Source organism: Arthrobacter silvisoli (assembly GCF_003369445.1).
Classification (GTDB): domain Bacteria; phylum Actinomycetota; class Actinomycetes; order Actinomycetales; family Micrococcaceae; genus Arthrobacter; species Arthrobacter silvisoli.
Genome location: NZ_QRCU01000077.1, coordinates 265,120 through 283,981, shown reverse-complemented (window position 1 = coordinate 283,981; position 18,862 = coordinate 265,120). Strand labels below are relative to the sequence as shown.

The 18,862-nt window shown below is 68.5% G+C and carries 22 protein-coding genes; 8 read left to right on the top strand and 14 right to left on the bottom strand.

Going from position 1 to position 18,862, the window contains the following annotated elements; all coding sequences use genetic code 11:
• Positions 1-110: 110 nt before the first annotated feature.
• The 3 genes from rsgA to DWV11_RS18970 form a co-directional block, all read right to left on the bottom strand.
• Entirely contained in the window at positions 111-1,289 is a 1,179-nt protein-coding gene (rsgA, locus tag DWV11_RS18980) for a ribosome small subunit-dependent GTPase A (RefSeq protein ID WP_115790433.1), read from the bottom strand.
• 285 nt (positions 1,290-1,574) lie between these two features.
• Positions 1,575-2,027: an NUDIX hydrolase gene (locus tag DWV11_RS18975; protein ID WP_115790432.1), complete on the bottom strand. Its 453-nt coding sequence runs from the start codon at positions 2,025-2,027 to the stop codon at positions 1,575-1,577.
• 60 nt (positions 2,028-2,087) lie between these two features.
• Positions 2,088-3,884, bottom strand: a complete 1,797-nt coding sequence (locus DWV11_RS18970) for a glycoside hydrolase family 35 protein (protein WP_115790431.1) — start codon at positions 3,882-3,884, stop codon at positions 2,088-2,090.
• A gap of 50 nt (positions 3,885-3,934) precedes the next feature.
• On the opposite strand from DWV11_RS18970, the gene DWV11_RS18965 reads away from it, so the two are divergent.
• Positions 3,935-4,966 carry a pirin family protein gene (locus DWV11_RS18965; protein ID WP_115790430.1) on the top strand — a complete coding sequence of 344 codons (1,032 nt, stop codon included), beginning with the start codon at positions 3,935-3,937 and terminating at the stop codon, positions 4,964-4,966.
• Between the two features lie 44 nt (positions 4,967-5,010).
• Here the strand turns inward: DWV11_RS18965 and DWV11_RS18960 are convergent, their stop codons facing one another.
• Positions 5,011-5,946 carry an N-acetylglucosamine kinase gene (locus DWV11_RS18960; RefSeq protein WP_115790491.1) on the bottom strand — a complete coding sequence of 312 codons (936 nt, stop codon included), beginning with the start codon at positions 5,944-5,946 and terminating at the stop codon, positions 5,011-5,013.
• A gap of 33 nt (positions 5,947-5,979) precedes the next feature.
• Complete coding sequence (locus DWV11_RS18955; RefSeq protein WP_115790429.1) at positions 5,980-6,957, bottom strand: LysR substrate-binding domain-containing protein; 978 nt, start codon at positions 6,955-6,957, stop codon at positions 5,980-5,982.
• Between the two features lie 92 nt (positions 6,958-7,049).
• Here DWV11_RS18955 and DWV11_RS18950 point away from each other — a divergent pair, with 92 nt between their 5' ends.
• Positions 7,050-8,288: an MFS transporter gene (locus tag DWV11_RS18950; protein WP_245953795.1), complete on the top strand. Its 1,239-nt coding sequence runs from the start codon at positions 7,050-7,052 to the stop codon at positions 8,286-8,288.
• Positions 8,289-8,344: 56 nt separating this feature from the next.
• Here DWV11_RS18950 and DWV11_RS18945 read toward each other — a convergent pair whose 3' ends face one another.
• A complete protein-coding gene (locus DWV11_RS18945) occupies positions 8,345-9,532 on the bottom strand; it encodes a trans-sulfuration enzyme family protein (protein WP_115790428.1) in 1,188 nt (395 codons plus the stop codon).
• 107 nt (positions 9,533-9,639) lie between these two features.
• On the opposite strand from DWV11_RS18945, the gene DWV11_RS18940 reads away from it, so the two are divergent.
• Entirely contained in the window at positions 9,640-10,143 is a 504-nt protein-coding gene (locus DWV11_RS18940; protein WP_115790427.1) for an Lrp/AsnC family transcriptional regulator, read from the top strand.
• A 19-nt stretch (positions 10,144-10,162) separates the two neighbouring features.
• Here the strand turns inward: DWV11_RS18940 and DWV11_RS18935 are convergent, their stop codons facing one another.
• The 3 genes from DWV11_RS18935 to DWV11_RS18925 form a co-directional block, all read right to left on the bottom strand.
• Positions 10,163-10,390, bottom strand: a complete 228-nt coding sequence (locus tag DWV11_RS18935) for a 2-nitropropane dioxygenase (protein ID WP_115790426.1) — start codon at positions 10,388-10,390, stop codon at positions 10,163-10,165.
• On the bottom strand, positions 10,387-11,040 hold the full coding sequence (locus DWV11_RS18930) for an ArsR family transcriptional regulator (protein WP_115790425.1): 654 nt from the start codon (positions 11,038-11,040) through the stop codon (positions 10,387-10,389). Before DWV11_RS18930 ends, DWV11_RS18935 begins: the two co-directional genes overlap by 4 nt.
• Before the next feature lie 76 nt (positions 11,041-11,116).
• On the bottom strand, positions 11,117-12,352 hold the full coding sequence (locus DWV11_RS18925; RefSeq protein ID WP_115790424.1) for an MFS transporter: 1,236 nt from the start codon (positions 12,350-12,352) through the stop codon (positions 11,117-11,119).
• Between the two features lie 172 nt (positions 12,353-12,524).
• Here DWV11_RS18925 and DWV11_RS18920 point away from each other — a divergent pair, with 172 nt between their 5' ends.
• The 4 genes from DWV11_RS18920 to zapE all read left to right on the top strand — a co-directional run bounded on the left by DWV11_RS18920 (position 12,525) and on the right by zapE (position 15,208).
• Positions 12,525-13,037, top strand: coding sequence for an Lrp/AsnC family transcriptional regulator (locus DWV11_RS18920; protein ID WP_115790423.1), 513 nt, complete (start codon positions 12,525-12,527; stop codon positions 13,035-13,037).
• 9 nt (positions 13,038-13,046) lie between these two features.
• On the top strand, positions 13,047-13,472 hold the full coding sequence (locus DWV11_RS18915; protein ID WP_115790422.1) for a DUF1761 domain-containing protein: 426 nt from the start codon (positions 13,047-13,049) through the stop codon (positions 13,470-13,472).
• 16 nt (positions 13,473-13,488) lie between these two features.
• The gene (gene corA / locus DWV11_RS18910; protein ID WP_115790421.1) at positions 13,489-14,484 is read left to right on the top strand and encodes a magnesium/cobalt transporter CorA; all 996 of its coding nucleotides are present in this window, start codon (positions 13,489-13,491) and stop codon (positions 14,482-14,484) included.
• A gap of 64 nt (positions 14,485-14,548) precedes the next feature.
• Positions 14,549-15,208, top strand: a complete 660-nt coding sequence (gene zapE, locus DWV11_RS18905; protein ID WP_281269639.1) for an AFG1/ZapE family ATPase — start codon at positions 14,549-14,551, stop codon at positions 15,206-15,208.
• Between the two features lie 25 nt (positions 15,209-15,233).
• Here zapE and DWV11_RS18900 read toward each other — a convergent pair whose 3' ends face one another.
• The 4 genes from DWV11_RS18900 to DWV11_RS18885 all read right to left on the bottom strand — a co-directional run bounded on the left by DWV11_RS18900 (position 15,234) and on the right by DWV11_RS18885 (position 17,143).
• Positions 15,234-15,761 carry a ferritin gene (locus DWV11_RS18900; RefSeq protein WP_115790420.1) on the bottom strand — a complete coding sequence of 176 codons (528 nt, stop codon included), beginning with the start codon at positions 15,759-15,761 and terminating at the stop codon, positions 15,234-15,236.
• 79 nt (positions 15,762-15,840) lie between these two features.
• The gene (gene crcB / locus DWV11_RS18895) at positions 15,841-16,209 is read right to left on the bottom strand and encodes a fluoride efflux transporter CrcB (protein WP_115790419.1); all 369 of its coding nucleotides are present in this window, start codon (positions 16,207-16,209) and stop codon (positions 15,841-15,843) included.
• Positions 16,206-16,643: a fluoride efflux transporter FluC gene (locus DWV11_RS18890; RefSeq protein ID WP_245953790.1), complete on the bottom strand. Its 438-nt coding sequence runs from the start codon at positions 16,641-16,643 to the stop codon at positions 16,206-16,208. The genes crcB and DWV11_RS18890 overlap by 4 nt, the downstream gene beginning before the upstream one ends.
• A complete protein-coding gene (locus tag DWV11_RS18885) occupies positions 16,640-17,143 on the bottom strand; it encodes a universal stress protein (protein ID WP_115790418.1) in 504 nt (167 codons plus the stop codon). The genes DWV11_RS18890 and DWV11_RS18885 overlap by 4 nt, the downstream gene beginning before the upstream one ends.
• Positions 17,144-17,301: 158 nt before the next feature.
• On the opposite strand from DWV11_RS18885, the gene DWV11_RS18880 reads away from it, so the two are divergent.
• Positions 17,302-18,006, top strand: a complete 705-nt coding sequence (locus DWV11_RS18880; protein ID WP_115790417.1) for a type 1 glutamine amidotransferase domain-containing protein — start codon at positions 17,302-17,304, stop codon at positions 18,004-18,006.
• Between the two features lie 54 nt (positions 18,007-18,060).
• On the opposite strand, the gene DWV11_RS18875 is transcribed toward DWV11_RS18880, so the two are convergent.
• Entirely contained in the window at positions 18,061-18,735 is a 675-nt protein-coding gene (locus tag DWV11_RS18875) for a BON domain-containing protein (RefSeq protein WP_115790416.1), read from the bottom strand.
• Positions 18,736-18,862: the final 127 nt, after the last annotated feature.

Sequence of the window (18,862 nt, the reverse complement as noted above, 5' to 3'; positions counted from 1 at the left end):
TCGCTGTCGGCGCAATCGGTGGAGCGGTCGGTCGGAGCATTGCACTCAGCCTAGTCACCGCCTTTGGCGATGTCAGCCACGGCGCAATGGCCGTAAGGGATCGGCAAGGTTCAGCCGCCCTTGCGGTTCCGTCCTTTGCCGCGCAGCTCACCTCCTTCGTGCCGGTACCGTTCGGCGGCGCGCTGGCTCAACCCTGCGCGGACGATGTTCTGGTGCCATTCGCGCTGGTAAGCCCGACGGGCCGCGGCGTCGTGTTTCCGGGCGAGGGCGGCGAGCTCGTCCTGGAGTTTGCGGTAGCTTTCCCAGCGGCGCAGTTCCACCCGCCCGTCGGCGAGCGCAGCCTGCACGGCGCAGCCGGGTTCGCGGTCATGGGCGCAGTCGGCGAAACGGCACTGGCCGGAAAGCTCCTCCAGGTCAGCGAACATATCCTGCAGCCCGTTCTCCGCGTCGAAGAGGCCGAAGCCGCGCACGCCCGGGGTGTCCATCAGGACCGCTCCGCCGGGCAGTGGCACCAGTTCCCGGGCCGTGGTGGTGTGCCGGCCCTTGCCGTCACCGGCACGGACCGGCCCGGTTTCCTGGACATCACGGCCCGCCAGCGCGTTGATGAGGCTGGACTTCCCTGCGCCGGACGGTCCCAGCAGCACCACGGTGCCTCCGGGAGGAACGTGCAGCATGAGTTCGTCGAGGCCGTCGCTTTGTTCGGCGGATGTGGTGACCACCTCGACTCCGGCCGCGTGCAGCATGACCTGCCCGACGACGTCGTCCGCCAGTTCGGCGAGGTCCGCTTTGGTGATGATCACCAGCGGCGCGGCGCCGGAGTCCCAGGCCGCAACGAGGGTGCGTTCGAGCCGGTTGGGACTCAGCGGCCGGTCCATCGGGACCACGACGCCGACTACGTCGATGTTGGCCCCGAGGACCTGTTCTTCCGTGGATGACGCCAGCGCCCGTTTCCGGCCCAGCGAGGTGCGGCGCGGCAGGACCTCGACGACGGCGGGTTCCCCCGCCCGGTTGTGGCCGAGCCAGACCCAGTCACCGGTGACCGGCGCGGGCCCTTGGCCGGGGTAGGGCAGGTGGCTGAGGCCCGACGGTCCGGCGACGAGGACCCGGTTGCGGTCGAGCCGGACCACCCGGCCGGCTTGTTCGTTTCCCCGGACTTCGTCGTGGCCGGACGGCGGGTGGGCGCGGAAGTACTCCGCGGTATCCGGAGTGAAGCCGTAGTCGGACGGCCCGTCAAGGGTGGCGGTGTTTGGTGTTGCGGGACCCTCTGCAGGTCCGAAAGTGATGTTCAAGGGACAGCCTCTGGAGAGGCCCGGTCACTGGCGCGGCGGCGCAGGAAATGGCTCAGCGCGCGGCGGGTGCCGGGGCAGGAATGATGATGTGCTGGGCGCGCAGTGCACGCGGGAATTCGGCAATCATGGTTCCACCTCCTCGGCATACGGCCGGCAGATCACAGTGACAGTTCCTCAGGGGACTCTTCACCAGGGCCGGCGGTCTGTTCAGCGTAACGAGCAGGACACTGCTTGGCCAGACCCCGCCGGCGGTTTTTCAGCCAAGTTTCAGCCAAGCCGGCCGTTTCAGCCAAGCCGGCCGTTGAGCGGGCGTTCGCGGTGCAGGCGCAGGCCGATGTCCACGATCGATACCCTGTCCAGGCCCGGCACGTCCCCCAGCGGAATCCAGGCGGCATGGGTGGTGCTGCCGTCCACCTCGTGGGTGAGTTCGCCGCCCGTGATCCGCGCTTCGAAGATCATCCTCAAGGCCTGGAACGGGCGGTCTTTCCCGTCGAAGCGAGGCTCGTCCGGCCAGTAGCCCACGTCGGTTCCGAGCATGGCCCCGATCTCGGCGTCGTAGCCTGTTTCCTCCAGGATTTCCCGCCGGCAGCCATCCACCGGATGCTCCGCGAGATCCAGGCCGCCGCCTGGCAGGGTCCAGCCTTCCTTGCCGTTCTCCTTCCAGTACGCCAGGAGGATGACGCCGTCCCGGACAATGACTCCGTAGGCGGCAGGTCGGGTGTCGAATCGCATGCTCACGAAGGACAGCTTAGGCCCGGCGCGCCGCAGCCGCCGGGCACAGCTGTCCGGGCCCGGCCGTCAGGCGAGCACCGCCGCCTCGATCCCGGAGGTGTCCGGGACGCCGAGTCCGGCGGTTTCACGGAGTTCGACGACGGTGCCCGGCTTGTCGAGTTCGAGCACCTTGACCGTGTTGCTGCCTGCGCGGACCAGTGGCGCGGGAACGTAGAGGGTGCGCTGCGGCCCCGCTTCCCAGTAGCGGCCGAGCAGGAAGCCGTTGATCCAGAGGAAGCCCTTGCCCGAATCCGGGAGCGCGAGGTAGGTGTCAGCTGGTTCTGCCGTGGTGAAGTCGGCCCCGGGCAACCGGTCCAGTTCCGCCTCGGACCATTCCGCAAGCGCCACAGGGACCTGGCTCCAGTGGAAGGTGTAGCGCTGGTTGACCAGCACCCCGCCCAGGATCCCCTTCCCCTGTCCGGTGAGGGGGCCGTAGTTGATCCGGCCCAGGTTCTCCACGAGGATGTCCAGTTTCGCGGGGACCCCGGTGCCGGTGAGCGTGAGGCCTTCGGCACCGGTGACGTCGTCGAGGATGCCGGCAAGGACGCCGTCCACCCAGACGTGGGCGCGGTCATGGAGGCCTGTGATCTTCAGTTTCGATTCCGCGGGCGCGTCCGGGCGGCCCGGCAGCACGGCCTCGGCGGAGTACAGCACCAGGCCGGAGCCGAGGCCGAGTTCCTCGAAGGACAGCGGCTTGACGCTCTGCACGGTGCTTGCGGAGCCGCGCAGGAGCTCCCTGAGCTCCGGTGCCGGCCCGAGGGGCAGGGTGGCTGCCGGGAGCACGGGGGCTTCGGCCAGCAGGCCGGGGGCCAGGGCGGGAACTTCGGAGATGCCCTGGGCCCGGAAGAACTCGGAGCGCAGGGCATGGAACTTATCGGTCAGGGCACCGTTTTCGGCGATGGGCGCGTCCGAGTCGTAGCTTGTGACGGTGGGCTGGATACGGGTGCCGTCATGGTTGGCGCCGGAGCCGAGGCCGAAGTTGCTGCCCCCGTGGGCCATGTAGATGCACACCGAACCGTCCAGGTCCAGGATCTTACGGACCTCCGAGGCCGCCTCGGCCGCCTCGCGGACGTGGTGTTCCTCGCCCCAGTGGTCGAACCAGCCGCCCCAGAACTCGACGTTGAAGAACGGCTCTCCGGGCCGGCGGCGCCGCCACGTGGCCACAGCTTCGTCGCCCCGGCTGCCAAGGGTCGCTGTCGCCCAGGTTCCTTCCACGGCGCCGCCGTCGAGGAAGTAGTCCGTGCCGCCGTCGGCAGTGAACAGCAGCTCGCTGATGCCGCGCTCTTCCAGGGCACACCGGTTCCAGCGGATGTAGTCGTGGTCGTCGCCGTAGCTGCCGTACTCGTTTTCGATCTGCACGGCCACCACCGGCCCGCCGTTGCAGGCCTGCCGGGCTGCGATGATGGGCAGGAGCTGGTCGAACCATTGCTCGATGGCCGACGTGAAGACCGGATCCAGGCAGCGCAGGCCGATGCCCGGCGTTCCGGTGAGCCAGGCCGGGAAGCCGCCGTTGTCCCATTCGGCGCAGATGTACGGCCCGGGCCGGACAATGACATCCAGGCCCTCTTCCGCGGCGAGGTCGATGAAGCGGCCCAGGTCCCGCCAGCCGGTGAAGTCCGGGGCCTGCCCGCGGTGCGGCTGGTGGAAGTTCCACGCGACGTAGGTGTCCACCGTGTTGGCGCCCATGGCCTTGAGCCTGCGCAGCCTGTCCTGCCAGTGATCCGGGTGCACCCGGAAGTAGTGGATGGCTCCGGCAAGGATGCGGTAGCGTTCCCCCGAGCGGTAAAGGACGGCGTCGCGGTAGCTCAAAACGGCGTTGTTCACGAAAAACAGAATAGTACATTTATTAACAAATCAGCACATGGAGTTGTCTCGTGACCAACTTGGAAACGGCCCCGGCCCAAGAACTGTGCCCCGCCGGGCACCCCGGCACCGGACCGTGCGTCCAGCTGTGGCCCGAGCGGGAGGTGCCATTGGGCGGAGTCCGCGCGATGAATGTGTCCCGCACGCTTCCGCAGCGCGGGCTCCCAACCGTTGGCGCGTGGTGCTTCCTGGACAGCTTCGGCCCTGACCGCGTGGCCATGAGCGTGCTGCCTCATCCGCACATGGGACTCCAGACCGTCACGTGGCCGCTGGAAGGCGAAGTGCGGCACCGCGACAGCGTGGGAAGCGAGGTGGTGGTCCGCCCCGGCCAGTTGAACATCATGACGGCGGGCCGTGGCATCTCCCACTCCGAGTTCGCGGTGCTCCCGCAGCCAAACGACGACGGCGAGGTGGAGGTTCCGCTGTCCCGCGGGCTGCAGCTCTGGGTGGCGCTGCCGGACGCCGAACGGCACCGGGCGCCGTCGTTCGAGCAGGTGGTGGACCTGCCGCTCGTCAGCGGGAACGGCTACACGGCCAGGGTACTGGTGGGCGAATTCGCCGGCCGGCGCTCCCCCGCCACGATGTTCAGCCCGATCGTCGGCGCGGAGGTCAGCTGTTCCGGAACCATCGGCTTCCCCGTGGACCCGGCGTTCGAGCACGCCATCCTGGTCCTGGACGGCCGCCTGACCGTGGACGGCCAGGACGTCAACCCCGGCCCGCTCGCCTACCTGGGCTCCGGGCGGGACTCACTGGCTGTGGAGGCTGCCCCGGATACCCGCTTCATGGTGCTCGGTGGCGAACCCTTCGAGGAGGACGTCCTAATGTGGTGGAACTTCGTGGGCCGCACGCACGAGGAGATTGTCGAAGCCCGCGAAGACTGGGAAGCACAGGCAGCGCAGTCCGACGAGGATGCGCGCGGGGCCCGCTTCGGCCTCGTCGACGGGCACGGGCCGGACGCCGGTGCCGAGGCAGGCCGCATCCCGGCCCCGCCGTTGCCCGGCGTGCGGCTCAAGCCCCGTACCCGCGGCGGCCAACCGGAATAAACACGAAGCCGGGCCGGCAGGCGGAAACCGGGCCGAAAAGGAAGTCAGCCGCGCTCGGCGAGAATCTGCAGCACGCCGAACACCGGGTCCTGGTCCAGGACCCGGACATCGGTAATGCCGTGTGCCGCGAGGCCCGCGCGGAAGGCAGACTGCAGCGCGGCCACGTTCATGCCCAGCCCGCCGCCGAGTATCACCGGCCCCGGGAGGTCGAGCTGACGCACGGCCTGCGCGGCGAGTTCTGCGAGGTCGCGGCCGGCCTGCTCAAGGAGCTGGCGGCTCACGTCCAGTCCCGCATCAGCCGTTTGCACGGCGGCGGCAGCCCGCTGGGCCCAGTAGCGGCGGTCGGTTTCTGCCGAGTGGAAGTGGGCGATGAGCTTGTTGGGATCGTCCAACCCGCAGGATTCCAGCAGGGCTGCGGTCAATGCGTCCGGCTCCAGGCCCTTGTTCATCCGGCGCAGGCTGTGGCGCACCGCCTCGCGCCCCAGCCAGTAGCCGCTGCCTTCGTCGCCCAGCAGGTATCCCCAGCCGCCGGCGCGGGCCTCCTCCCCCGCGGAGTTCTTGCCCCAGGCCGCGGAGCCGGTTCCCGCGATGACGGCGACGCCGGTGCTCGTCCGTCCGGCGGCCAACAGCAGGCGGGAATCATGGACCACCGAGACGGCGGCGCCCGGCACGTGCGGTTCGATGAGGGCGGCGAGCGCGCGGGCGTCGTCGTCGGTGTCGATACCGCCGGCACCAGCGAGCACTGTATCCACCCGGCCGCCGCCGATGAGGCGGAACAGTTCGGCCAGGTTGGCGGCCGCGGCCGCCCTGCTGACGTTCTGCACGTTGGCGCTGCCGACGGATTCGTCGCGGACCACTTCGCCATCCTCGAAGCGGACGCCTCGGGTCTTGGTGCCGCCGATGTCCAGTCCGATGACCGTACCGGGGACGGCCGGGAATGCGGGTCCGGGGCGTGTCGAAGGGTTCTCAGGGTTTTCCACGTGCACAGCTTAACGCGAAGGCCTCCTGGCTCCTTAGCTCCGCCCCTCGATGAATCCTGCAAGCAATTGGGGTCCTTCCGCGAGGACCATCTCCCGGAACAGCCGGACGGGTCCGGCCTCGTTCCCCCGTCCGCCGCTGTCCCGTTCACGCCAGGCGATGCCGATCTCCCGGTAGGCCAGCGGGGACTCGATGGCGAGCTCCACCCACCCCAGCCCCGCCCCCTGGGGGCCGTGGATTCCCGGCCCCAGTCCACCCGGCGGGAGGATGCTGTAGCCCAGCCCGGCCAAGACGAGCCCGCGGACGGTGTGGGTGTCCTGGCTTTCGAAGGCAGTGCGTGGCCGGATGCCGGCGTCGCGGAAGATCGCGTCCGTGAGGGAACGCAGGCCGTAGCCCGGACCCATCGCCACGAAGGGTTCGTGCGCGAGCTCGTCGAGGCGGAGCCGTTTCCGCCCGGCCGCCGCATGCTGGTGGTGCAGCACCAGCCGAAGCGGCTCGCGGTAGAGCGCAGCGGAGCCGAGCCCCCTGCCGCGCGGGGCGACCGGCGAGGTCAAGGCGATATCGGCGTCGCCCGCTGCGAGCTCGTCAAGGCAGGCGGCGCGGGCGCCCTGCCGCAGCTCGAAGGCGGTGAGCGGGTGGCGTGCGCGGAAGGCGCCGATCAGCACCGGCAGGGTGGCCTCGCCGAAGGTGTGCTGGAAGCTCACCGAGATCCGGCCGCGCAGCGCGTCCTGTTCCTGCCGCACGAGGTCCAGCCCGCGCCGGAATTCGGCGAGGGCGGCGTCGACATGCGGGAGCAGCGTGCGGGCCGCCGCGCTGAGCCGCACTCCGCGTCCGTCCCGGACCAGCAGATCGGCCCCGACGACGGCGCCCGCCCGGGCCAGCGCCCGGCTCACCGTCGACTGCGGCACCCCGAGGAGTTCTGCGGTGGCGGTGACATGTTCGGTCCGCGCCAGCTCGGAGAGGATCGGCAGAAGGGGCAATAGCTGGACGAGCTGCTTGTGGTCGGGATCCATGCAGTATCCTCTCCGTTCAATGCGGATTTGCTATGTAAATTATCTCATTCATGCATTGGATACATGACTCCCAGGGGACCTAACGTGGCAGGGTGATCGTGCAAGCAATCCCGGAAGCCCCCGACGGACACCCCAAGGGTTCCCCCGGCTACCGGCGGATCCTCGCCGGCCTCGCGATGGCCGGCGTCGCAACCTTCGCCCAGCTCTATTCCACCCAGGCGGTGCTGCCGCTGATATCCAAGGACCTCGGAATCACGGCCGCGGACGCCGCCCTGAGCGTTTCCCTTGCCACGGCCGGCCTCGCCGCCTCAGTGCTGCCGTGGTCCTTCGCGGCCGACCGCATCGGACGCGTACGTGCCATGGCGATCGCGATCGGCGCCGCGACTGTCCTGGGCCTGGTGGTTCCATTCGCTCCGGCCCTGCCGCTGGTGCTTGGCCTGCGTGCCTTGGAGGGCATCGCCCTCGGCGGCATTCCCGCGGTGGCCATCGCCTACCTCAACGAGGAAATCGGCAAGGCCCATGCTGCCCTGGCGGCGGGCAGCTACGTCGCGGGCACTACACTGGGCGGCCTGGCCGGCCGGCTCGTGGCGGGGCCCCTCGGGGAAATCTGGGGCTGGCGCGCGGGAACCCTGGCCGTATCGGTGCTGGCGGCGGTATCCGCGGGACTGTTCCTGCTCCTCGTCCCGAAGCCCCGGCGCTTCGCTCCCGCGCCCGCCCACGGCATGCGCGGTGCCGCGAAGGTCCTGTTGGGCCACCTCGGCAACCCGCGGCTGCTGGCGATCTACCTGCAGGCCTTCGTGCTGATGGGCGGCTTCGTGGCCGTGTACAACTACCTGGGTTTCCGGCTGCACGCCGCCCCATTCACCCTTCCCGCGTCCGTGGTGAGCCTGCTCTTCCTGGCCTACCTTTCAGGCACGGTGAGCTCCCGGTGGGGCGCAGCCCTGTCCCTGCGCTTCGGCCGGCGCAACGTCCTCCTGGCAGGCATCGCTTGCATGGCCGCGGGCATGGCGCTGACCCTCTGGGACCTCCTGCCCACCGTGCTCGCCGGCCTGCTGCTCTTCACGGCCGGGTTCTTCGCCGCCCACAGCATCGGCGCCGCGTGGAGCGGAACGCTCCCCGCCGGCGGCAAGGCCCAGTCAGCCTCCCTGTACAACCTCTTCTACTACCTGGGCTCCAGCGTCCTCGGCTGGCTTGGCGGGCTCGCCTTCCAGTCCGCGGGCTGGACCGCCCTCGCCTGGGGCGTGATCGCCCTGGCATGCGCGACGGCGGTGGTCACCGCCGTCGCGCATCCATCGGCAAAGCCGGCACCCGCCGCCGTCCCCGCCTCCTGAGCGGGCCCGTCTCCCGAGCCGGCCCCACCTCCCGGAACAGTGCGCCGGACCTGTCCTCAGCGGGTCGATTCGATGGCCTGGACCAGGTCGGCGATCAGGTCGGTGGGATCTTCAAGGCCGATCGAAAGGCGCAGCATCCGCGCATGCGGCTTCGCCTCGGGCGCCACCGGGCGGTGCGTGAGACCCGCCGGGTGCTGGATCAGGGTGTCGACACCTCCCAGCGACACAGCGTGGGTCATCAGCCGGACCGCACCCGGGATCCGCTCGGCGTGCTCCGCGGAGGCGACGTCGAAGGCAAGCAGCGAACCGGGCCCCGACATCTGGTTGCCCACGATTCCGAGCGGATCGCATTCGGGAAGCCCTGGGTAGTGGACCTTGCTGACGAGTTCGTGGCCGGCGAGCGCGGAGGCCACCTTGTGTGCGTGATCCTGTTGGGCGCGGACGCGGACGGGCAACGTTGCCAGGCCGCGGTGCAGCAGGTAGGCCGGCCACGGGGTGAGGATCCCGCCGGTCACGGCCCGGACCCTGCGCAGCCGCGCGGCCCAGTCCGCATCCGTCGCCACCACGCCGCCCATGGCGTCGCCGTGGCCGCCCAGGAACTTCGTGGCGCTGTGCAGGACCATCGCCGCACCGTGCCTGAGCGGCTGCTGGAGCACCGGGGTGGCGAAGGTGTTGTCCACGAGCACGGGAACCCCGGAGGCGTCCGCGGTGAGCACCTTCAGGTCCACGAGCTCGAGGCTGGGGTTCGCCGGAGTTTCGACCACCACGAGTGCGGTGTCCGGGCGGAGGGCGCGGCGGACTTCCTCCGGCCGGGCGAAGGTGGTCTCCGTTCCGAGCAGCCCGCTCGCCAGCACATGGTCGGTGCCGCCGTACAAGGGGCGGACGGCGACGACGTGCTTCTTGCCTTCGCTGCCCGCGGCGAGCAGCACCGCGCTCAGCGCCGCCATCCCGGTGGCGAAAGCGACAGCTTCCGGAGCGGATTCCAGCGCAGCGGTTCCCTGTTCGAAGCGGGCCACAGTGGGGTTCCACAGTCTCTGGTAGACGGTGCTGTCGCCCTCCCTGAGGGCGCCGCCACCGGCCATCTGTTCGTATGCAAGGCCGCCGTCATGCACCGAAGGCAGTGGTGCGGTGGTAGAAAGATCGATGGGTACCGCGTGCACGCCTTGTTCGGTGAGTCCGGACCGGCCGGCATGGACGGCAAGGGTATCGATGGTGGTCACTGTGCTCCTTGAATTATTCGCCATTGAATGGCGCCAGTATTAGGCAATAATTCGGAGTTTTACAGTGGAAATGAATGGATTGCCGCAAATTTGCGAGATATGATGAACTCATTGCACATCCAGGAGGATCCGTGAGTACAGCCCCGAAGAATGTTCGGCACCTTGGCGCCGGCGAACCGTTGGACGCCATCGACGAGCGGATCCTGGCCGCCCTGGTGGACGACGCGCGGATCTCGAACAAGCAGCTCGCAGAACTGGTCGGGATCGCCCCGTCGACGGCGTTGATGCGCACCCGGGCGCTCTCCGAACGCGGCATCATCGAAGGCTTCGAGGCGGTGCTGAGCCTGCCGGCGATCGGGCGGTCGGTCCAGGCGCTGATCGCCGTCCGGCTGCGCGCCCATGACCGCGACCAGATCGACCGCTTCACCTCGCGGGTTCCCGCCCTGCCGGCGGTCCTTTCCACGTTCCACACCTCGGGATCCGTGGACTACCTGCTGCACATCGCCGTCGCCAACACCGATGAGCTACGCGACTGGGTGCTGGACAACCTGGCCACCGATCCCGTCGTCGGACACACCGAGACCACGCTGGTCTTCGAGCATATCCAAGGCAACCACGGGCCGCTGCCGGCCTGATTGCTGCCGCGGGGAAGCTTCAGGCCCGCGGTTCCAGTCCCGAATGGGCCGCGCTGAGGGCGTCGGTGCGCAGCTCGCCGAGCCGCTCCTGGCGGGCAATTGCCGCGGCCCGCAGCACAGGGTCGCCCACTTGGATGAGGCGCCGGTTTTCGGACCAGGAAAGCAGCCTTGTACCGATCCCGGCCGCCGCGGATTCGATGATGGACGGCCGACGGTAGACGCCGCATGATGCGGTAACTGAACTCATGGCTTCTTCCCTTCACTGCTTTGTGAATCGTTGCTTGCGGCTTTGCCGGCCGAGGCCGGAACGCCGAGGATGGGGAACGCGTTGAAGTGGATCTGGACGGGCCGGGCGTCCTCCGGGACGGGTTCGCTGCGGATTTCCTCCAGCATTTTGTGGCCCAGCGCTTCCATGGCGTGGGCGTAACGGGCCAACTGCTCCGCCGACATCCGGGCGTTGATTGTGCTGACAGTCGAAACCTGCAACCAGTCGGCGTCCAGAACGTCGATGCCGTGTTCCATGAAGTCGGCGAGCACTGCCTGCCGGCCGCGCTCGAATTCCCGGCTCACGAGCCTCGAGGCCTCCTGGGTGGCCGGGGATGTGGCCAGTTCCGGCGAGGTGATCTGGATGGCGATCGGCGGCCTCTCCCACCACCGCTCACGCGCGGTTCCTTTGCCCTCGACCTCCCGCACGAAGTCAAACTTCGCCAACTGGCGCAGGTGGTAGCTGGTGGCACCGCTCGATTCACCCAGCAGGTCCGCGAGGCCGCAGGCGGTCTGCGCGCCGTACCGGGAAAGCATCTCGAGGATCTGGACGCGCAAGGGGTGCGCCAGCGCCTTCAGTGACGCCGTATCGACTTTGCGGAGCGGGAAATCCGGCTCGCGGACTGTGACCATGGCTCAAGCATAGGCATGCAAAGAACTCTTTGCAATGCTTTCTTTGCAACTAGTTCTTTGCAAACGACTCTTTGCATTAACGGCGGACCGAAACGCGCGCTGAAACCGCTGCCAAGGCCAGTGCGGCCACCCCGCAGATCAGGGCGAACCCGCCCACGGCAGGCCCCAGGCCAACTAGTGAGGATGCCAGGCCCAGGCCGATGACGGGCACCGCGCTGCCCAGGTAGGTGATGACGTACACGGTGCTGATGACCTGGGCGTGCCGCGCGGGATCCGCCTTGGTGGCAAGGTCGTTGAAGGCGGGGCGGAATGCGCTCCCCTGTCCGACGCCGGCGGCAAGGCCGGCGATGACCAGCAGCGCCGGGTTGTGCCAGGCAGCGGCGGCAGCCATGAGCGCGACGGCGGCACCCAGCACGGACAAGCCGGTCGGTAGGAGCATCCTGCCGCGCAACGGGAAGAGCTGGCTCAGGGCCGAAGCGCCCAGCGTAAGGCCCGCGAGCAGCCCCGTGACGGGGCGGGCGTCAGTACCGATAACGGCGGCGAAATAGCCCGGGCCGAGGGAAAGGCAGAAGCCGAAGACGGCGAAGCTGAGGAACCCCACTGCGGCCGCGAGTGCGAACGCGCCCTTCGCCTCGCGCGACACCGAGGGGCGCCTCGGTGCGAGCACTGCATAGGGCCGCGGGCCTACGGCGGGCCTGATGGCGGGGCGGGCGTCGAGCATCCACAGGGGGACCAGCAAGAGCAGCAGGAGCACGCAGTGCGCCAGGAACGGCGTGCTGACCGGGCCAGGCAGGAGCGAGAGCAGCCCGCCGATGAAGGGTCCGGCGGCAACCCCGCCTGAGGAGGCCAGGAGTGTGAACCGGGACGCCCACTCGGGCCGCGACGGCAGGAGTTCACGCAGCGCCGCGGAACTTGCTCCGGTGGCCAGGCCCACGGCAATGCCCTGCAGCGCCCGTCCGGCGCACAACATCCACAGGCTTCCGGCACCGGCGAAGACCAGGCTTCCGCCCACTCCCAGGACGACGGCGAGCACCAAGGCTGCCCTGCGGCCAATATGGTCCGACCAGTGCCCGGCCAGCATCAGCACCGCCACCAGGGCCAGGACGTAGCTGGCGAACGCCACCGTCACGCCCAGCGGGCCAAGCCCGAGCCGCAGCTGCAGCAGGGGGTAGAGAGGCGTAGCCAGGTTCGCACCGAGCAACAGGGTGAACATGACGACGCCGGCCAGCACCAGCCGGGTGGTGGTGGAAGCGTTCCAGCCGCGGCGGACAGCCGTGGCCGGGCGCATGCGCAGTTCGCTGAACACAGTCATCGTAGTGCCCTTGCCTTGGGGGCGCTCACCGGCTGCCTTGTGGGCCCTGCCGCCACCGCCCGGATGTGGATGGCAACAGAATGCCGCAGGACTGCGACAAGACTCAGTCTTTGATGGGAGAATTGAGCAAAACAGTCAATAGTTTCCCTGCACGCTGCGCTGGAGTGATGATTTGAACAAGCTGGACCCCACCGACTTGAAGATCCTGCTTGAGCTGCTCCGGGATCCGCGGATCCAGATCAGCGAGCTCAGCGATGCCCTCGGCATCGCCCGCAATACCGCGCAAAGCCGGCTCCGGCGCCTGCTGCGCTCCGGCGTCCTGAACGACGGCGGCCGCGAGGTGGACCTCGAAAAGCTGGGGTACGACGTCGTCGGCTTCGTGACGCTCGAGGTGACCCACCGGGAACTGGACGGAGTGGTCAGGGCACTGCGCCTCATCCCCCAGATCCTGGAGGTCCACGAAATCTCGGGCCGCGGCGACCTGCTGTGCCGGGTGGTGGCCACGGACACGCACAGCCTGCAGTCGGCGTTGCGCGCGATCCTGAAGGTCAAGGGGGTGATCCGCAGCGAGACCGTCCTGGCCCTCCACACCCACCTCGCGTACCGCAGCGCACCCCTGATCGAGAGGCTCGCGGGGACCCCTGCCGCACCTCCGTCCCGGCAGGTTGCCAGCCACGGGGACTAGGATTCGGCCATGGACTGGCTGTCACACATCCTGCACATCAACTGGCTCGCCGTGCTCCTGGCGTTCGCTTCGAGCATGCTGATCGGTTTCCTCTGGTACATGCCCGCCGTGTTCGGACGGAGATGGATGGAGGCGATCGCGCGTACCGAAAAGGAGCTCAAAGCGCTCGACGGCGGTGCCGCGATCTGGGTGCCGATGATGCTGGCCGCGGCGCTGAGCAGCATCCTGCTGGCGGTGCTGGCCCGCGCGCTCGGGCTGGAGACCCCGCTGACCGCCGGCCTCTTCGCCTTTGTGGCGGCCGTGGTTTTCCGTGCTGGCGGACATGTCATCCACAATGGGTTTGCCGGCAGGGCAGCCACGGTGACGCTGATCGATTCGGGTCATGACATCCTTGCCCTGACAGTTGCCGGAGCCATCATCGGAGCCCTTCCCTAGGGCGGAAGGAACGCCCGTGCCCATCATCGACAACGCGATCTATGTGAAGGGCGTCCGCAGCGCCGCCCCGCCGAGCCTGGAGCAGTCCTTCGAAACCCTCTCGCAGCACGACGGCATGGTGTGGATCGGCTTGTACCGCCCGTCGGAGGAGGAAATGGCGGCGGTGGCGGACGAGTTCCAGCTCCACCAGCTCGCGGTCGAGGACGCCATCCAGGCCCACCAACGGCCCAAACTGGAACGGTACGACGACGTCCTGTTCACCGTGCTCCGGCCGGCCCGCTACCTGGACCAATCGGAGACGGTCGAGTTCGGCGAGTTGCACGTCTTCACGGGCAAGAACTTCGTGGTCACCATCCGGCAGGCCGAAACAGCCGGGGTGGCGCAGGTGCGCCGTCGATTGGAAGGCCAGCCCGAACTCATGGCCTGCGGACCCGAAGCCGTGCTCTACGGCCTGCTGGACCAGGTGGTGGACGACTACGCCCCGGTGGTCGCAGGGCTCGAGAACGACATCGACGAGATCGAGGACCAGCTGTTCAGCGGCGACACCGCGGTCTCGCGGAGGATCTACGAACTCGCCCGGGAGGTCATCCAGTTCCAGCGCGCCATCAACCCCTTGCCGGACATGATTTCCCTGCTGCGCGGCGGCTTTGCCAAGTATGGCGTGGACATCGAGCTGCAGCGCAACCTGCGCGACGTCGAGGACCACGTGGAGCACCTCATCTCCAAAGTGCAGGGCTTCCGGGAACTGCTCCAGAACGCGCTCACCCTGGACGGCACGCTCACCGCCAACCGGCAGAACGAGGCCAGCGCCGCGCAGAACGAACAGGTGAAGAAGATCTCCTCATGGGCGGCCATCCTGTTCGCGCCGTCGTTCGTGGCCGGCGTGTACGGGATGAACTTCGACTTCATGCCCGAGCTGCACTGGCTGGCCGGCTACCCCTTGGCCATCCTCATGATGGTCGGGGCGGCCCTGCTCATGTACGGGATCTTCAAGCGGAAGGGCTGGCTGTGACGCCTGCTCCGGCCGAGGCACGGCTGGCGGGAATCGAAGCCGGAGAGTCCACTTGCACGGCCTTGTGGGGTTCGGCAAGCGTCTTGCCGCCCCCTTGTGGCACGATCATCGTGTGCCCACCATTGCGGTGATCAAGGAGATGATGGACATCGTGGAGGTCAACGGCAGCACCGGTTTCCGGCGCCATCCTGCCGTGCCGGGCGCCGACGGCGGAGCGAAGGATGGATTCCGCCGAGGCCGCGTCATCAGCCCGGGAACGCCCCGGCAGCTCGGCGCCTTCGGCCTCTTCCCGCCGCCGCCCGCCGAACAGCGGACGTTGACCCCCACAACCCAGCCGCTGCCCGTCAAGGCCGCCGGGGATGTGCTGTGGGTGGCTTTCGCGGAACTGTGCGGCGGGCTGATGTCGACGGCGGACTACCTGGCGCTGGCGGCGGAGTACCGCGTGTGGGTGGTCGACGGAGTGCCCTCCCCTGGACATGAGTCAGCGGAGGGTTCCGCGGCCGCGTGGCAGCGCTTCAGCAATGCGGTGGACGTTCTCTACGACGAGGATGTCACCCTCTTCCTGGTGGGGCGCGGCGGGCTCGACTGGGATGCCGGCAGTGCGCACGGCTCAGCACTGCCCGCGGACAGGGCACGGATCGCCAGCCGGCTTTCCCTGCTGGGGCGGGTGGAGGCAGGCGCCGACGGCGAAGCCGCGGGCTCCGAAGAAACCCGCGGCTCCTAGGTCCTGCCGGGACAGTCCGCTCCGGCTAGATCGCCCCGCCGGCGGCGGACGGCGCACCGGGGTCCCGGCCGCCGTCGCCCACTTGTTCGCGGGCCACGTAGTTTTCGATGTCGAAGAGGTTGTCCGCGCGTTCGGCGATATTCAGCAGGGTGGTCATGGAGGCGACTTCCTCCACCTGTTCCTTCAGGAACCACAGCATGAACTGCTCGCCCAGGGGGTCGTTCTGTTCCCGGGCTGCGCGGAAGAGTTCCTCGATGTCGCCGGTCACCTGCTTCTCCTGGGCCAGGGCCAGGGCGATGGGCTCCCGGACGTCGGCGAAGTCGTTGCGGACCTCGGGGATGCCGGGGACGGACACGGGCAGGTCCCGGTCCAGCATGTATTGGACCATCATCATGGCGTGGTTCCGTTCCTCCAGGGCTTGCCGGTAGAAATGGGCCGCGAGCTGCGGCAGGTCTTCACCGGCGAAATAGACTGCCACGGCGATGTATTGCTGGGACGCGGCAAACTCGTTGCCGATCTGTTCGGACAGGAGCTCATGGAATGTCTTGGCCATGGACCGATCCTAGCCCGCGGCCCCGGCGCCCACTAGCCGTGGAAGGCGCCGGTCGAAGTGGGCCGGCCCGGGCCCGTGCTCAGCCAAGCGAGGCAAGCGCCAGGCCGGCAGCGGCGGCCCCCACGGCGGCCGCCATCGTGCCCAGGGCATTGAGCAGGGCCAGCCCGGTCCGGCCGGATTGGATCAGCCTCACAGTCTCCACGCTGGCCGTGCTGAAGGTGGTGTAGCCGCCCAGGAACCCCGTGCCCAGGACGGCCTGGAGCGAGGACAGGGCGTGGTTGCGCATCACCGCACCGGCCAAGAGGCCGAGCAGCAGCGAACCGGACACGTTGATCAGGATGGTCCCCCAGGGCAGTGCCGTCCGGAAACGTGCCCGGACCAGCCCGTCCACCAGGAACCGTGCCACAGCCCCGGCGCCGCCGGCGAGAGCGAGCAGCAGCACCGTCATGACGCACCACCGGCAACTCCGGTCCGGCCCTTGTGCAAACGCTGTCCCAAGGCGATGCCCGCGAACGTCGCAAGGGTGCCGCCAAGCAGGGACGCCGCAAGATAGCCGAACGCATCGGCGGCGCGGCCGGCGTCGAACAATTGCACGGTTTCCACACTGAAGGTGCTGTACGTGGTGAAGGCCCCGAGGAAACCGGTGCCGGCGGTGAGCCGGATGAAGCGGCGGCGGCCCTCGTCAGGGCCCCTCCAGGCGAGCGATTCAAGCAGCCAGCCAAGCACGAACGCCCCGGAAAGGTTGATCAGCAGTGTGGGCAGGGGCCACTGACCCGGCGACGGGATCGACAGTCCGAGCCCGTAGCGGGACAGGGCGCCCAGGACGCCGCCTCCGGCCACGAGGGCGAGGTATTGCGGATGCAGGTGCAAGGGACGGCTCACCGGGGACCGTCCTCCGGTTCCCGGCCAAGCGGGACGATGAGTACCGGCGGGCCCGCGTGCCGGGCGAGCCGTTCTCCCAGCGAACCTCCGGCCAGTGCCTCCAGGTACCGCCCCAAGCCGTGTTCTTTGCTTCCCACCACAATGGTGGAGGCCCCGGTGTCGGCGGCGTAGCGGAGGAGTTCGTGCGCCGGGTCTCCGGCCAGGACCGCGAAGGACCAGTCGACGCCGGAACCCTCCAGTTGCGCCGCGATCCAGTCCCTCAGGTCCGCGGCGATGTCCGCGGCATCGTCATCGACGCCGTCCGGGTCGATCGGCTGCCGCGTGCCGTCGAGGGTCGGGTCGACGTAGGCAAGCCGGAGTGCGGCACCGGTCCGGAGCGCCAGGTCGGCGGCGTGCTGGAGCACGGCGGCCCGGTGGTGCGGCACAATGCCGGCCAGGACGGGGCCGGCAGGGACGGGGCCGGTTCCGGCGCCTTGTGCCGGATGCATTTCCTCCGCCATGCCTGCTCCCCTCTGGTTCCGTTGGCCGGGCTTTCTGTGACCTGGGTTTACCTCGGCCTCATGACGATCCTAGGGAACAACCCTGCCCGGAACGGAATGCGCCGCCATGAAGTACTGTTCATCCATCGGGTCCGCCCAACCCACGAAAGCAGTCAGACATGGCCAAGCGCATCCTGAACGTCGTCACGAACGTCGGCCACTACGACGATCCCTCGCATCCCACGGGACTTTGGCTGTCCGAGCTCACTCATGCCTGGCAGGTCTTCGAAGGCCAGGCTTTCGAGCAGGCCATCGCGAGCCCGCAGGGCGGTCCCTCGCCCCTGGAACCGCGGTCGTTGAAGTTCCCCAGCTACGACAGGACCGCCAAGGCGTGGCGCGCCGATCCAGGCAGGATGGCGCTGCTTGAAAATACGCTCAGCCCCGAACAGCTCGACCCGGCGGACTACGACGCGATCTACTTCACCGGCGGGCATGCGGTGATGTACGACTTTCCCGACAACGAAAGCCTCCAGCGCATCACCCGCGGGATTTTCGAACAAGGCGGCATCGTCTCCTCCGTCTGCCACGGATACTGCGGCCTGCTGAACACGAGGCTTAGCGACGGCTCCTACCTTGTCGCCGGCCGGAAAGTCACCGGCTTCGCCTGGCAGGAGGAGGTCCTTGCCCGCGTGGACAAGCTTGTTCCGTACAACGCGGAGGAGGAAATGAAGAAGCGCGGTGCGCGTTACGAAAAAGCCAGGCTTCCATTCGTTTCCTACGTCGTTGCCGATGGAAACCTGGTCACCGGGCAGAACCCGGGATCCGCAAAGGAGACGGCCTGGAAAGTTGCCGAGCTGCTGCGAACAGGCCGGTATGGCCGCTAGACGTTGGGGCGTGCGGTAGCCCCCGGCCTCGTGGCCGTGACCTGTCCCCGCCTTCTATGAAGGATGTACCTCAAGCAGGTTGTGGACTGCGCTCACGTGCGGGGATGACCAGGCAGCCTTGCCCGCGGCCTTCTTCTCGTTCCAGCTCGCGACCCTGCCGGTGAGTGTCACCTCGGTGCCGTCGACCGCCACCACGATCCTTTCAGCGTCCAGGGCCGCCTGCCGGGCGATAGCGTGCTTGACCCGCGTCTTGGTATCGAACGCGGAAGCACGGCCCTTGAGGGTGATGAGGTTCTGCACCGACCGGACGCCCCGGACATGTTCGACGGCGTGGGCTGCCGCTTCGCGTTCGTAGTTCCAATCCACGTTCCCGGTCAGGGTGATGGCGTGGTTGCGGACTTCCAGAGTGACCGCGCCCTCGGGCACGACCGCGTTTCCCCGGAGAGCATGGAGGGCCGCTTCGGCTATGTCGGTGTCGGTGACCGGGCCGCCAAGGTAATGGACGGTCAGTTCATCGGCCAGGGCCGTGACTCCGCGGACCCGCAGGGCGGCCTTCCTGGCCGCCAGCCGGGCCGAGTAGCTGGGAACCTCGCCCGTGAGGGTCACGGCTCCCGACGTGGCCGCGACGCCGATGTGGGACGCATCGACCTCCGGTGTCCAGTCGAGCTCATTCAGCACGGCCTGCTGCAGATCGTGATCCGAGCGGGGGCCGTTAGTGGAGGCGGTCATAATGGATCCTTGTCCTTTCGTTCCGGCCGGAAACCCTTCCAGGAGCGGCTGACGCGGAGGGGTTACCAGGCCCTGGTTGCCCCTCCCCCGCACGCCGCCGGGATGCCTCCATTTCATCCCCGGAGGC